The 15,743-nt window shown below is 61.0% G+C and carries 4 protein-coding genes and 2 pseudogenes; 5 read left to right on the top strand and 1 reads right to left on the bottom strand.

Features of this window, described 5'->3' with window-relative positions; all coding sequences use genetic code 11:
• Positions 1-39 precede the first annotated feature (39 nt).
• Entirely contained in the window at positions 40-351 is a 312-nt protein-coding gene (locus KHU30_RS05955) for a response regulator transcription factor (RefSeq protein ID WP_211441659.1), read from the bottom strand.
• Between the two features lie 276 nt (positions 352-627).
• Here KHU30_RS05955 and KHU30_RS05950 point away from each other — a divergent pair, with 276 nt between their 5' ends.
• The 5 genes and pseudogenes from KHU30_RS05950 to KHU30_RS25090 all read left to right on the top strand — a co-directional run.
• Positions 628-1,488, top strand: coding sequence for an OmpA family protein (locus tag KHU30_RS05950; protein WP_211441658.1), 861 nt, complete (start codon positions 628-630; stop codon positions 1,486-1,488).
• Positions 1,489-1,581: 93 nt separating this feature from the next.
• The gene (locus KHU30_RS05945) at positions 1,582-1,965 is read left to right on the top strand and encodes a transposase (RefSeq protein WP_211441657.1); all 384 of its coding nucleotides are present in this window, start codon (positions 1,582-1,584) and stop codon (positions 1,963-1,965) included.
• Between the two features lie 415 nt (positions 1,966-2,380).
• Positions 2,381-2,974, top strand: coding sequence for a DUF4019 domain-containing protein (locus tag KHU30_RS25100; RefSeq protein WP_211441656.1), 594 nt, complete (start codon positions 2,381-2,383; stop codon positions 2,972-2,974).
• A 112-nt stretch (positions 2,975-3,086) separates the two neighbouring features.
• A pseudogene (locus KHU30_RS25695) lies at positions 3,087-3,920 on the top strand (ESPR-type extended signal peptide-containing protein); the annotation flags it as partial.
• A 135-nt stretch (positions 3,921-4,055) separates the two neighbouring features.
• Positions 4,056-15,740: pseudogene (locus tag KHU30_RS25090) on the top strand (hypothetical protein); the annotation flags it as partial.
• Positions 15,741-15,743 lie beyond the last annotated feature (3 nt).

The following is a 15,743-nucleotide window of genomic DNA, read 5'->3' as shown; positions in this document are numbered from 1 at the left end:
CAGCTGCCGCGCCATCTTATATGCTGTCATCGCTTGTTTCTAGTCGATAGCCCTGGCCGTAGACGGTTTGCAGGCGCAAGCCGCGGGCCGCGTATAAGCCCAGTTTTGCGCGCAGGCCAGTTCGCCGTCGTGTCCCATGCTTTCCATCAGATAAGCGCGGGATACCGCCTGGCCGAGTTTGCGGAACAGGGCAAGGGCCAGCCTGAATTCGCGTTCGGTGAGTTCGAAGCGCTGCTTTTCGCCATCCTGTTCCACGCTGATGCTGGACGAGGGCCGGTCGAACACCCAGTTGCCGTAGCGTTCCAGCGATTTCGACGCAGCAGGACGATTGCGCTGCAACAGGCGCCGCACCCGCGTCGCCAGCTCCAGCGGCCGCAGCGGCTTGACGATATAGTCGTCGGCGCCGATGCCAAGCCAGGCGCGCAGACGGCCATTACAATATTTAATTCATTTTTGCAACTAAATTTGATCATAAAGCGGAATGCAATTCTGATGAATTCTCGCGGAATGATTTCGGCCGATTTTTTTTCAATATCATCGCTCCATGCAAACTCAAGACAAGGCGGCTAGCGGTTTCGTCGGGCTGAAAGTGTCAGGGCTAGTGGGGCAATTTCAGGAGATGGAATCATGGTTCAAGCAGCTCGGGCTGTAATCCTGCGGACGGCGACGAAGTCCATATTGCTGTCGATGGCCACTGCGGGTGTTGTCCTGCTCGGCGGCTGTGCCGGCATGTCGCGAGAACGAGCCAGTCTTGCGGCGCCGCAGGATAGGGATTTTCCGAATCCGAGTTCTTCCATATTGCGGCAAGGTACGGTCCCCACCACCGAAGCGTTGCGCCTGATGCGCATCGGCATGGATAAGGATCAGGTGCGCCAGCTGCTGGGTCCGCCGCATTTCAGCGAAGGAGTATTTGGCGTCCGCGAATGGAATTACCTGTTCCGCCTTCGTGGCAGCAAGGAAACGGAGGATGTGGTTTGCCAGTACATGGTGCGTTTCGACGGCAGTGTGCGCGTCAACGGCATGTACTGGCGCGACCCGGATTGCGCATTGCTGGTCGAACCGCCGCCGGTTGAAGCGGTCCAGGCGAAGGCCGCAATGACGCCGCAAAAACTGACCTTGAGCACGGACAGCTTGTTCGGCGCGCAGGGCAAGGAATTAAAGGACATGCCGCCGGAAGGCCGCTTGAGAATCGAACATCTGGCAAACGACATCAAGCGTAATTTCAGGCGCATCTATTACGTGGTCGTGACGGGGCATACCGACCGTCTCGGCTCCGAGGCGGACAAGATGGCGCTGTCGCTGGCCCGGGCCGATGCGGTAAGCAAGCTGCTGGCGCAGCAAGGCATCGACGCCAAGGTCATCCGCGTTGCCGGCATGGGCGACCGGCAGCCGCTGGCGCAGTGTCCAGGCACGGTGCAGACGGCGGTATTGCAGGATTGCCTGCGCGCCAACCGCCGCATCGAGATTGAAGTGGTCGGGGAAGAATGAGTTGGGTGCTTTTCTGGATAACGACAGTGCGATGCATGTGCGCCAAGCCGTCGGTGCTTTATTGCCGGGATAAATTTTCAGTAGAGCTTGTTCATGGATGAGATGGATAAATACGAGATGAAACTGCGCGACGATCAATGGCTGCAACTGGAGCCGCTCATGATCGGCAAGGCCAGCGATCCTGGCATGTGCGGCAGGAATAATCGCCTGTTCATGGAGGCAATCCTGTGGATGGTGGAGAACAAGGGTTTATGGCACCGGATACCTGCTGAGTTTGGTAATTGGAACGCGACTTATATGCGGTTCCGGCGCTGGACCGAGAGCAATTTCTGGCGCTTCCTGGCGCAAAGCGGAATAGAAGATCCTGGCTTGCGGCTGATGCTGGGGGAGATTGCCGACTACGCTGATTTATACACCCGGCGCAGGGAATTGCGGCGGGTCAGGAAAAACTACAAGAAGCTTTATATGGCGGAGTAGGTACAGCGAAAGGCGTCGGCCGCCCCGGATTTGGGGTAGTCGCTTATCGATTCTAATTGTTAACAAATGTTACTCTATGGCAAGTTAAGAAGACGACGAAATCAAATCCCACGCTAGTTGCGAACGGTTCAGGGCGCATACGGCAAATTCGGTTTTGAGTTGATCACGCTATCTGCCTTGGTCAGGCACTGTGCGAATGGGGGCGTGCGGTTTGAGAAAAATGATGTCCGCCAATCGTCTTGGTAATTGAGGTGCGGCAACATTGTCGCCAACAGTTGTTCGGTAAATTTCCCGCGAGAAATTTATATGTCAACCAATGTTAAAAATCACTCTTGATTGCAAACAATTGTTAAATAAGAATAACTTTGAAGAAGGAAAGTGCTAGCTTTTATCAAAGCCAAAAACGATTGAGATCGTGCGCGAAGTCGGTGGTGAAGTGATGCTGAAAGACAATGTTTCCATAATTTTTTTGGAAGCATCGAAATACGGAGGAGACATGAAAAAAATACTTGAGGCTATAAGCATCGGGATAAATGCGGACCGAGGTATGGCATCAGGATCCAATACGGTATCTGTCATTGCCAAGCTAATCATCCTGTGCCTGAGTATGTCGTTGGCACTGCATGCTGTAGCGCAACCGCCATCCGCCGATGCTGCCATTGACTCCGCTCTGCAGTGGCTGAAATTAGCCGACTCCGGGCAGGTTGAAAAGATGTGGGAACAAAGTGACCCATTGATGAAAAAGCAGTTGGAACAGACGGCCTGGGTCAAATATGTCGGGAATATGCGCAGCCAGTTAGGCCCCCCACCCGAACGGCGCATCTGGCAATCGATGTGGCATCAGATCGACAACCCTAATTTGCCTCGGGGCGAATTCACCAGCGTTACTTTTCTATCCAGCTATTCCAATGCGCCGGCTTGGGAAAGGGTTTCCCTTGTCTGGTCGAACGAACACTGGACGCCTGTCGGATATCAGTCTGGTCTGATTGCGGCAACAGCCAAACAATAAATTATCCGCTTCGGAACTTTCTTCAGCTTTCTTCAGTTTTTTGCGCTACTGCGATTAAACCGATTGACGTTTAAAAGTTGTGTTTGTAGTAATTTTTGGCTGGGAGCCAATCATGAATAAAATTTACCGCACCGTCTATAGTCAAGCACTTGGCGCCTCTGTTGTTGTGTCAGAAATAACCAATAACAAGAGCAAGTCGAATCGCTCATCGATTCTCACGCGAGGCAAAGGGAAGTCTGGCCGTTCTGCGAAAGCCGCAGTGCTAACTACATTGCTTGCTGGTGCGACGGTTCTAATCGGCATGCCAGAAGCCGCTCTAGCGGCACCGACTCTCGGTGGCACCAATCAAGGTTTTACTATCGGCTCTGCCACAGCCGGCAATGCAGCTTGTATCGCCATCGGCGGTAGCGGCAGCTTTACCGCCACGGCCACTTGTGGTGGTGTAGATTCGTTAGCGGTCGGTAATGGTACTGTGGCGAATGGGCAAGCTGCGACTGCGCTGGGCGTGTCGGCCAATGCTACGGGGGTAGCTACGGTAGCTGTCGGCTCCGGTTCGATAGCGTCGAATACATCAGCCACCGCGGTCGGGACCGGCGCAAATGCTAGCGGCACGAATGCTGCCGCGTTTGGCAGCTTGAGTAATGCGGCCGGAGGCGGGGCGGGAACCATTGTTGATAACTGGCTGGCAGGGAGCACTCAACGGTCAGTGAGTTATGTGGCCGGCAGTACGGCGATTGGAGCTAGTGCGGTCAGTAACAATAACGGCACGGCTGTTGGTAATTCAGCGCAAGCCAACGGCGCTTCAGCATTTGCGGGAGCCTCGGGCGCAAATGCCAGCGGACGCACTGCGATTTCCATCGGCGCCGGTAGTCTCTCATCCAATGATGCAACGGTGGCAATCGGCAATACCGCTACTGCTTCCGGTACGCAAGCCGTCGCGGTAGGCGCAGGGGCCGAGGCAACAGCTGCGGGAGCGGCATCGTTTGGATTTGCGGCCTTTGCCACCGGCGCCAATTCGACGGCTCTCGGCGTCTCGAGCAATGCGGGGGGGGGCAGCGCTGTCGCGATTGGAAATATAGCCAACGCCGGCGGGCCCAGTGCTATCGCGATTGGAACTACAGCTAACGCCGGCGGGAACAGTGCTATCGCGATTGGAAATCAAGCTAACACCTCCACGGGCACCAACAACATCGCGATTGGATCTGCATCCAACTCGACCGGCATCAATTCAATTGCTTTAGGCAATCGCAGCAGCGCTACGGCGAATTACGCGACCGCATTGGGCGGTACTGGCACCACGGCCACTACAGCTTCCGGTGTCGGCGCCACGGCAATCGGCTCGAATGCGACCGCAGGCGCAGCAGCCGCGGCACAGGATGCAATCGCCATCGGCGGCCAGTCAGCTGTCGGCGCGGCGAATACTTCAGGCATTGCGATAGGACGCGGCGCCACAGTCAACGGCGCCTTTGGCATTGCGCAGGGGGATGGCATCATCAGCGGCGCAACCGGCCAGAACGTCGCGATTGGCTCTTCCGGCACGACTGCAAATTCCGGTACGGCAGCCGGCGGGGCAGTAGCAATTGGACGTGGACAGAGTGCCACCGGCAACGGTGCGGTGGCGATAGGTGATCCGAACGTATCGAACGGCACCGGCGCGGTGACACTGGGGGCGAATAATACTGCGGCAGGCAATGCCGCCGGCACTACTGCTGCCAATGGCGCGGTGGCGATTGGTAATTCTAATAGCGCTATCGGGCAAGGAGCGGTTGCACTTGGCAATAGCTCCGCTGCAGCAGGCGCCTCTGGTGTGGCGTTAGGCGATACGGCGAATGCCTACAATAACGAAGACATAGCAATTGGTCTCCACGCGACGGCGGGCGTTTCGGGTTCCGTCAGCGCTGTCAACACACGCGACACTGCCATTGGCAGCAATGCTTCGGCAACCGGCGGCAATTCTACCGCCGTAGGCGATTTCAGCAATGCGTCCGGCAATTTCGCCACGGCTGTGGGTGAGGGCGCGACTGCTTCAGCTGCCAGCAGTGCTGCCTTGGGTGTGGGCGCGACTGCCAGCGTAGCCGGCTCGGTGGCGTTAGGTTCCGGCGCAACCACAACCAGCGCGGCATCGGCAGCTACCGGCGGCACCGGTAGCGTGACCAATGCGACGATAGGCAGCACGACCTTTGGTCCATTCGCGGGCGCCAGTTCGAACGCAGGCGTGGTAAGCGTCGGTGCGCCGGGTACTGAACGCCGGATCCAGAATGTCGCCGCCGGACTGATTGGCGCCAGCAGCACGGATGCGATCAATGGCAGCCAGTTGTACACCGTGGCAAGCACCGTCGGTTCCAACATAAGCAGCTTGTCGACCTCGACGTCAACCGGTTTGAGCACGACCAACAGCAGTGTGGCTTCGCTGTCGACGTCAACCTCGACCGGTCTGAGCACGACCAACAGCAGTGTGGCGTCGTTGTCGACGTCAACTTCGACTGGCCTGAGCACAACCAACAGCAGCGTGGCATCGCTGTCGACCTCAACCTCGACGGGCCTGAGCACGACCAACAGCAGTGTCGCGTCGTTGTCGACGTCAACTTCAACGGGCTTGAGCACGACCAACAGTAGCGTGGCATCTTTGTCGACCTCAACCTCGACAGGGTTGAGCACGACCAATAGCAGTGTAGCTTCGCTGTCGACATCAACCTCGACTGGTCTGAGTACGACCAACAGTAGCGTGGCGTCCTTGTCGACATCAACATCGACTGGTTTGAGTACGACCAACAGCAGTGTCGCTTCGTTGTCGACGTCGACCTCGACTGGCCTGAGTACGACCAACAGCAGCGTGGCATCACTGTCGACCTCCACTTCCACCTCGGTCGTTTCGCTGTCCACTGGTATCAGCACGGTGCAAGCCCATACGGACAATCTCGGGAACAGCACCGCGAGCACGCTGGGCGGGGGCGCCACTTACAATCCGGCGACCGGCACGATCAGCGGCTTCAGCCAGCCGATCAACACCGTGAGTGCTACCGGCGCCGTGACTGGGCCGACGGCGCAGACCACGGTTGCAGGCGCTCTGACTGCATTGAATACCAACATCGACAACACCGCCAATATCGCGGTCAAGTACGATGCGGTCGGCGGCAACAAGATCACCCTGGGCGCCACCGGCGGCGCCGGTGCGGGCGCGCCGGTGACGATCACCAACCTGGCCCCGGCAGCCTTGAACGCGACCAGCACCGATGCCGTGAATGGTTCGCAGCTGTTTGCGACAAATAGCTTGATTAACAACATCAACAACGGCGCAGGCATCAAGTATTTCCACACCAATTCGGTCCTGGCGGACAGCTCGCCGACCGGTACCGATGCGATCGCCGTGGGACCGGCAGCCAGTGCTTTCGGCAATGACTCGATAGCACAGGGCTTGAATGCGGTCGCTGGCGTCAGCGGCACGCCGGCAACGGCGAACGATATTGCCTTGGGCAATGCTGCGAAGGCAACGGGCGGCAATTCGATCGCCCTCGGCGCCGGGGCCAACGCTAGCGTTGCTGGTTCCATTGCATTAGGTCAATCATCAACCACGACCAGCACGGCATCGGCAGCTACCGGCGGCACGGGTAGCGTGACCAATGCCACGATCGGCAGCACAACCTTTGGACCGTTCGCCGGCGCCAGTTCGGGCGCCGGCGTGGTAAGCGTCGGTGCGCCGGGTTCTGAACGCCGGATCCAGAATGTCGCTGCCGGACTGATTGGCGCCAGCAGCACGGATGCGATCAATGGCAGCCAGTTGTACACCGTGGCAAGCACTGTCGGTTCCAATATCAGCAGCTTGTCGACCTCGACCTCAACCGGTTTGAGCACGACTAACAGCAGTGTGGCGTCGTTGTCGACATCGACCTCGACTGGTCTGAGCACGACCAATAGCAATGTGGCCTCACTGTCGACATCAACGTCGACGGGCTTGAGCACGACCAATAGCAATGTGGCTTCGCTGTCGACGTCGACCTCGACTGGCCTGAGCACAACCAACAGCAACGTGGCATCGCTGTCGACATCAACCTCGACTGGTCTGAGCACGACTAACAGCAGTGTGGCGTCGCTGTCGACATCAACATCGACGGGCTTGAGCACAACCAACAGCAGTGTGGCTTCGCTGTCGACGTCAACATCGACTGGCCTGAGTACGACCAACAGCAGCGTGGCTTCGCTGTCGACATCAACCTCGACTGGTCTGAGTACGACCAACAGTAGCGTGGCGTCCTTGTCGACATCAACGTCGACAGGCTTGAGCACGACCAACAGCAGTGTGGCTTCGCTGTCGACCTCAACCTCGACAGGGTTGAGCACGACCAATAGCAGTGTAGCTTCGCTGTCGACATCAACCTCGACTGGCTTGAGCACGACCAATAGCAGTGTGGCTTCGTTGTCGACCTCAACGTCGACTGGCTTGAGCACGACTAACAGCAGTGTGGCATCGCTGTCGACGTCAACCTCAACGGGCTTGAGCACGACCAACAGCAGTGTCGCTTCGTTGTCGACATCAACTTCGACGGGCCTGAGCACAACCAACAGCAGCGTGGCATCACTGTCGACCTCCACTTCCACCTCGGTCGTTTCGCTGTCCACTGGTATCAGCACGGTGCAAGCCCATACGGACAATCTCGGGAACAGCACCGCGAGCACGCTGGGCGGCGGCGCCACTTACAATCCGGCGACCGGCACGATCAGCGGCTTCAGCCAGCCGATCAACACCGTCAGTGCCACTGGAGCAGTGACGGGACCGACGGCGCAGACGACGGTTGCCGGTGCTCTGACTGCATTGAATACCAACATCGACAACACCGCCAATATCGCGGTCAAGTACGATGCGGTCGGCGGCAACAAGATCACCCTGGGCGCCACCGGCGGCGCCGGTGCGGGCGCGCCGGTGACGATCACCAACCTGGCGCCGGCGGCCTTGAACGCGACCAGCACCGATGCCGTCAATGGTTCGCAGCTGTATGCGGTTACCAGCGGCAAGGCGGGTCCTTTTGTATCGGACAATAGCGTGACGGCGGTGCAGCCGGTGTCGAGCGGCGCCAATGCCAGTGCCGGCGGCTTCGGCGCCACGGCAACCGGCGCTGCTTCCACGGTGCTGGGCAACCAGTCCACCGACAACGGCAACGCCAATGCGACGGTACTGGGCCAGGGCGCCAGCATCGCGGCTGGCACGGCCGGCAGCAATGTGGCGCTGGGCCAGGGCAGCACGGTGGCCGCAGCTGCGGTACCGACAGCGGGTGCGACCATAGGCGGCACGGCCTATACCTTTGCCGGCGGCGCGCCGACCGGCGTGGTGAGCGTGGGCAGCGCCGGCTCTCCACGTCAGGTGACGAATGTGGCGGCAGGGCAGTTGAGCGGAACCAGCACCGATGCGGTGAATGGTTCGCAATTGTTTGCCACCAATACAGCCATCAACAACATCAACAATGGCGGTGGCATCAAGTACTTCCACGCCAACTCGGTCCTGGCGGATAGTTCGCCGACGGGCACCGATGCGATTGCTGTCGGGCCTGTAGCCAATGCTTTCGGCAATGATTCGATAGCACAGGGCTTGAATGCGGTCGCTGGCGTTAATGGCACGCCGGCGACGGCCAACGATATTGCCTTGGGCAATGGCGCGCAAGCGACCGGCGGCAATTCGATTGCGCAAGGGACCGGAGCGATAGCCAATTCCGCCGGCGCCATCGCCATCGGCCAGACGGCTACTGCAACCGGCGGCAAGGCGGTTTCGATCGGTGTCGGTAACACGGCCAGCGGCAATGGTGCGGTAGCCATCGGCGATCCAAACTCAGCCACCGGCACCGGCGCCGTGGCGCTGGGCGCCAACAATACTTCCAACGGCCAGGGTGCGATAGCGCTCGGCAATGCCAACACGGCGACCGGCCGGGGCTCGGTGGCGCTGGGCAACGCCAGCACTGCGGCAGCGGCGGGTGGGGTAGCGTTGGGCGATACGGCGGTAGCTAGTAATACCAACGATGTCGCCTTGGGTTCGCATTCAAGCACAGCGGCGCCGCACACCGGCACGACAGCCCAATTTGGCGGTACCGCCGCAGGCGTGGAAGCGGGGGCTTCGACCAACGGCGTTGTTTCGGTGGGGGCTGCGGGTACTGAGCGTCAGATCCAGAATGTGGCCGCCGGCGTGATTTCGGCCACCAGCACCGATGCGATCAATGGTTCGCAGCTGAACTCGGTCGTCACCGGCGTCAACAACCTGGGCGCCACGACGGCGAGCACGCTGGGCGGCGGCGCGGCCTATGACCCTGCCACAGGCAACATCACTGGTTTCAGCCAGCCGATCAACACCGTGAGTGCCACCGGTGCCGTGACGGGACCGACGGCGCAGACGACGGTTGCAGGGGCATTGACAGCCCTTAACACCAATGTCGACAACACCGCCAATATCGCGGTCAAGTACGATGCGGTGGGAGGCAGCAAGATTACCTTGGGCGCCACTGGCGGCGCCGGTGCGGGTGCGCCGGTGACGATCACCAACCTGGCGCCGGCGGCACTGAATGCGACCAGCACCGATGCCGTCAATGGTTCGCAACTGTATGCGGTTACCAGCGGCAAGGCAGGTCCTTTTGTCTCGGACAATAGCGTGACGGCGGTGCAACCGGTCTCGAGCGGCGCCAATGCCAGCGCCGGCGGCTTCGGTGCAACGGCAACCGGCGCTGCTTCCACGGTGCTGGGCAACCAGTCCACCGACAACGGCAATGCCAATGCGACGGTACTGGGCCAGGGCGCCAGCATCGCGGCTGGCACGGCCGGCAGCAATGTGGCGCTGGGCCAGGGCAGCACGGTGGCTGCTGCTGCTGTGCCGACCGCGGGTGCAACGATTGGCGGCACGGCTTATACCTTTGCCGGCGGTGCGCCGACCGGCGTTGTGAGCGTCGGCAGCGCCGGCTCTCCACGTCAGGTGACCAATGTGGCGGCGGGCCAGCTGAGCGGGACCAGCACCGATGCGGTGAATGGTTCGCAATTGTTTGCCACCAATACAGCCATCAACACCATCAACAATGGCGGTGGCATCAAGTACTTCCACACCAACTCGGTCCTGGCGGATAGTTCGCCGACGGGCACCGATGCGATCGCCGTCGGGCCAGCAGCCAATGCTTTCGGCAATGACTCGATAGCACAGGGCTTGAATGCGGTCGCTGGCGTTAGCGGCACGCCGGCAACGGCGAACGACATTGCCTTGGGCAACGCTGCCCAAGCGACTGGCGGCAATTCGATCGCCCTTGGCGCCGGGGCCAACGCTAGCGTTGCTGGTTCCATTGCATTGGGTCAATCGTCAACCACGACCAGCACGGCATCGGCAGCTACCGGCGGCACCGGCAGCGTGACCAATGCCACGATCGGCAGTACAACCTTTGGTCCGTTCGCCGGCGCCAGTTCGGGCGCAGGCGTGGTAAGCGTCGGTGCGCCGGGTACTGAGCGCCGGATCCAGAATGTCGCTGCTGGACTGATTGGCGCCAGCAGCACGGATGCGATCAATGGCAGCCAGCTGTACACCGTGGCAAGCACCGTCGGTTCCAACATCAGCAGCTTGTCGACCTCGACCTCAACCGGTTTGAGCACGACTAACAGCAGTGTGGCTTCGCTGTCGACATCGACCTCGACCGGCCTGAGCACGACCAACAGCAGTGTGGCTTCGCTGTCGACCTCAACCTCGACCGGCCTAAGCACGACCAATAGCAGTGTCGCTTCGTTGTCGACATCGACCTCGACTGGCCTGAGCACGACCAACAGCAGCGTGGCATCATTGTCGACCTCCACCTCCACCTCGGTCGTTTCGCTGTCCACCGGCATCAGCACGGTGCAAGCCCATACGGACAATCTCGGGAACAGCACCGCGAGCACGCTGGGCGGGGGCGCCACTTACAATCCGGCCACCGGCACGATCAGCGGCTTCAGCCAGCCGATCAACACCGTGAGTGCTACGGGCGCCGTGACTGGTCCGACGGCACAGACCACGGTTGCAGGGGCTCTGACTGCATTGAATACGAATATCGACAACACGGCCAATATCGCGGTCAAGTACGATGCGGTGGGAGGCAGCAAGATTACCTTGGGCGCCACTGGCGGCGCCGGTGCGGGTGCGCCGGTGACGATCACCAACCTGGCGCCGGCGGCCTTGAACGCGACCAGCACGGATGCCGTGAATGGTTCGCAACTGTATGCGGTCACCAGCGGCAAGGTGGGTCCTTTTGTCTCGGACAACAGCGTGACGGCGGTGCAGCCGGTGTCGAGCGGCGCCAATGCCAGCGCCGGCGGTTTCGGCGCAACGGCGACGGGGGCGGCCTCGACGGTGCTGGGCAACCAGTCCACCGACAACGGCAACGCCAATGCCACGGTACTGGGCCAGGGCGCCAGCATCGCGGCTGGCACGGCCGGCAGCAATGTGGCGCTGGGCCAGGGCAGCACGGTGGCAGCCGCAGCAGTGCCGACAGCGGGTGCGACGATTGGCGGCACGGCCTATACCTTTGCCGGCGGCGCGCCGACCGGCGTTGTGAGTGTCGGCAGCGCCGGCTCTCCACGTCAGGTGACCAATGTGGCAGCCGGTCAGCTGAGCGGAACCAGCACCGATGCGGTGAATGGTTCGCAGCTGTTTGCCACCAATACAGCCATCAACTCCATCAACAATGGCGGCGGCATCAAGTATTTCCACACCAATTCGGTCCTGGCGGATAGTTCGCCGACGGGCACTGATGCGATTGCTGTCGGGCCTGCCGCCAATGCTTTCGGCAATGATTCGATAGCACAGGGCTTGAATGCGGTCGCTGGCGTCAGCGGTACGCCGGCAACGGCGAACGATATTGCCTTGGGCAACGCTGCCAGCGCGACTGGCGGCAATTCGATCGCCCTCGGCGCCGGGGCCAACGCTAGCGTCGCTGGTTCCATTGCATTAGGTCAATCGTCAACCACGACCAGTGCGGCATCGGCAGCTACCGGCGGCACGGGTAGCGTGACCAATGCCACGATAGGCAGTACAACCTTTGGTCCGTTCGCCGGCGCCAGTTCGGGCGCCGGCGTGGTAAGCGTCGGTGCGCCGGGTACTGAACGCCGGATCCAGAATGTCGCCGCCGGACTGATTGGCGCCAGCAGCACGGATGCGATCAATGGCAGCCAACTGTACACCGTGGCGAGCACTGTCGGTTCCAATATCAGCAGCTTGTCGACCTCGACCTCAACCGGTTTGAGCACGACTAACAGCAGTGTGGCGTCGTTGTCGACCTCGACCTCGACCGGCCTGAGTACAACCAACAGCAGTGTGGCATCGCTGTCGACATCAACGTCAACGGGTCTGAGCACGACCAACAGCAGTGTCGCTTCGCTGTCGACCTCGACCTCGACTGGTCTGAGTACGACCAACAGCAGCGTGGCGTCGTTGTCGACCTCAACCTCGACTGGTCTGAGTACGACCAACAGTAGTGTGGCGTCCTTGTCGACATCAACATCGACTGGTTTGAGTACGACCAACAGCAGCGTCGCATCTTTGTCGACCTCAACCTCGACAGGGTTGAGCACGACCAATAGCAGTGTAGCTTCGTTGTCGACGTCAACTTCGACAGGGTTGAGTACGACCAACAGTAGCGTGGCGTCCTTGTCGACATCAACCTCGACTGGTCTGAGTACGACCAACAGTAGCGTGGCGTCCTTGTCGACATCAACGTCGACTGGTCTAAGCACAACCAACAGCAGCGTGGCATCGCTGTCGACCTCCACTTCCACCTCGGTCGTTTCGCTGTCCACCGGCATCAGCACGGTGCAAGCCCATACGGACAATCTCGGGAACAGCACCGCGAGCACGCTGGGCGGCGGCGCCACTTACAATCCGGCGACCGGCGCGATCAGCGGCTTCAGCCAGCCGATCAACACCGTGAGCGCTACCGGTGCCGTGACGGGACCAACTGCGCAGACGACGGTTGCCGGTGCTCTGACTGCATTGAATACCAACATCGACAACACCGCCAATATCGCGGTCAAGTACGATGCGGTCGGCGGCAACAAGATCACCCTGGGCGCCACCGGCGGCGCCGGTGCGGGCGCGCCGGTGACGATCACCAACCTGGCGCCGGCGGCCTTGAATGCGACCAGCACCGATGCCGTGAATGGTTCGCAGCTGTATGCGGTCACCAGCGGCAAGGTAGGTCCTTTTGTCTCGGACAATAGCGTGACCGCAGTGCAGCCGGTGTCGAGCGGCGCCAATGCCAGCGCCGGCGGTTTCGGCGCAACGGCGACGGGTGCGGCGTCGACAGTGCTGGGTAACCAGTCCACCGACAACGGCAACGCCAATGCGACGGTATTGGGCCAGGGCGCCAGCATCGCGGCTGGCACCGCCGGCAGCAATGTGGCGCTGGGCCAGGGCAGCACGGTGGCAGCGGCTGCGGTGCCAACTGCCGGAGCAACGATTGGCGGCACGGCCTATACCTTTGCCGGCGGCGCGCCTACCGGCGTGGTGAGCGTCGGCAGCGCCGGATCTCCACGTCAGGTGACCAATGTGGCAGCCGGTCAGCTGAGCGGGACCAGCACCGATGCGGTGAATGGTTCGCAATTGTTTGCCACCAATACAGCCATCAACACCATCAACAATGGCGGCGGCATCAAGTATTTCCACACCAATTCGACGCTGGCCGACAGCAACGCGGCGGGTACCGACAGCATCGCCGTCGGACCGGTCGCCAACGCCTACGGCAATGATTCGATCGCCCAGGGCCTGAATGCGGTGGCAGGCGTCAACGGCACGCCGGCGACCGCCAACGACATCGCGCTGGGCAATGGCGCGCAAGCGACAGGCGGCAATTCGATTGCGCAAGGGACCGGAGCGATAGCCAATTCCGCCGGCGCCATCGCCATCGGCCAGACGGCCACGGCAACCGGCGGCAAGGCGGTATCGATAGGCGTGGGCAATACTGCCAGCGGCGACGGCGCGGTAGCGATCGGCGATCCGAACACTGCGACCGGCACGGGCGCGGTCGCATTGGGCGCCAACAACACCGCTAACGGCCAAGGCGCCTTGGCGCTGGGGAATGCCAATACGGCGACCGGCCAGGGCGCGGTAGCGCTGGGCAATGCATCGCAGGCGAACAATGCCGGCGCCATTGCATTGGGCGATACCGCGACGGTGTCGGCTGCAGCGACGCAAGGGATTGCCATCGGTGCCGGCGCGTCTTCCAGCAATGCCGGCGCAGTCGCTTTGGGCGCAGGAAGCACCACGGCGGCGGCAATTGCAACAACGGGCGGGACCATCAACGGCACTGCCTACAATTTTGCCGGCACCACGCCGGCGAGCACGGTGAGCGTCGGTAGCGCCGGCAATGAACGCACCATCACCAACGTTGCTGCCGGTCAGGTCAGTGCGACCAGCACGGATGCGATGAATGGTTCGCAACTGTTTGCCACCAATACGGCGATCAACACCCTGGGTACGACGGTCACGAATATCACGAACGGCAAGGCCGGCCCATTCGTGTCGGACAGCAGCGTGACTGCGGCGCAGCCGGTCTCGAGCGGCGCCAATGCCAGCGCCGGCGGCTTCGGCGCGGTGGCGTCGGGAACCAACAGCACGGCCTTGGGCAATGGCGCTCAGGCTACCGTTGCCAATAGCACCGCCGTTGGTCAAGGGGCGACGGCCAGTACGGCCAACAGCGTGGCACTGGGCAATGGTTCGACCACCGGAGCAGCGGTTGCGACGACTGGCACCACGATCAAGGGCACCAGTTATACCTTTGCCGGAGCAGCCCCAGTAGGGGTGGTCAGCGTGGGCAGCGCCGGCAGCGAGCGGCAGGTCACCAACGTGGCGGCCGGCCAGCTGACCGCCAGCAGCACCGATGCCGTGAACGGCAGCCAGCTGTTCGCAACCAATACCGCGATCAATAACCTGACCTCGGTGGTGGCGCTGGGCCAGACCAAGTACTACAGCGTCAATTCGACTGGCGGCAGCAATGTCAACAACGATGGCGCCACGGGAATAGATGCAATTGCTTCTGGCAAGAGCGCCAGCGCAACCAGCATGAATGCGGTCGCCATTGGCTCTGGTGCAAGTTCGACGGTGAGCGGCGGTGTGGCGCTGGGTAGCGGTGCGACGGCTGACCGTGCCGGCATGAACGGCGGCAAGGAGCAATTCTCCAATACCGCGGTGGCGTCCACCCAAGGTGCGGTTTCAGTGGGTAGCGCCGGCAACGAGCGCCAGATCACCAACGTGGCGGGCGGTACGCAGGCAACCGACGCGGTCAACGTGCGCCAGTTGCAAGCGGTGCAGTCAGGCGGCGTGCGCTACGACACCAATCCTGACGGTACGACCAACTACAGCAGCGTCACCATGGGCAACGGCAGCTCAGCTGGCCCGGTCACCATCCATAACGTCGCATCGGGGACTGCGCCGACGGATGCCGTCAACGTTTCGCAACTCAATACCGGCATGGGGGCAGCGGTGCAGCAAGCCAACCAGTACACAGATAGCAGGGCGCAAGCTTTGCAGAACTCGGTCAATTCCAACCGGCATGATGCTGATGGCGGCTCCGCGGCGGCGATGGCGGTAGGTGGATTGCCGCAGCCGTCAGCACCCGGGAAGAGCATGGTGGCGATTGCCGGAAGCACGTTCCAAGGGCAAACCGGATTAGCGTTAGGGATTTCGACGATCTCCGAAAACGGACGTTGGGTCTACAAGGCTGCCGCGACATCGAGTAGCCGAGGTCAAACAGGCGGTGTGGTATCCGCTGGCTTCCAGTGGTAATGA

The organism is Collimonas humicola, assembly GCF_018304945.1.
Taxonomy (GTDB): domain Bacteria; phylum Pseudomonadota; class Gammaproteobacteria; order Burkholderiales; family Burkholderiaceae_D; genus Collimonas; species Collimonas humicola.
This window is presented reverse-complemented; position numbering and strand designations above follow the sequence as displayed.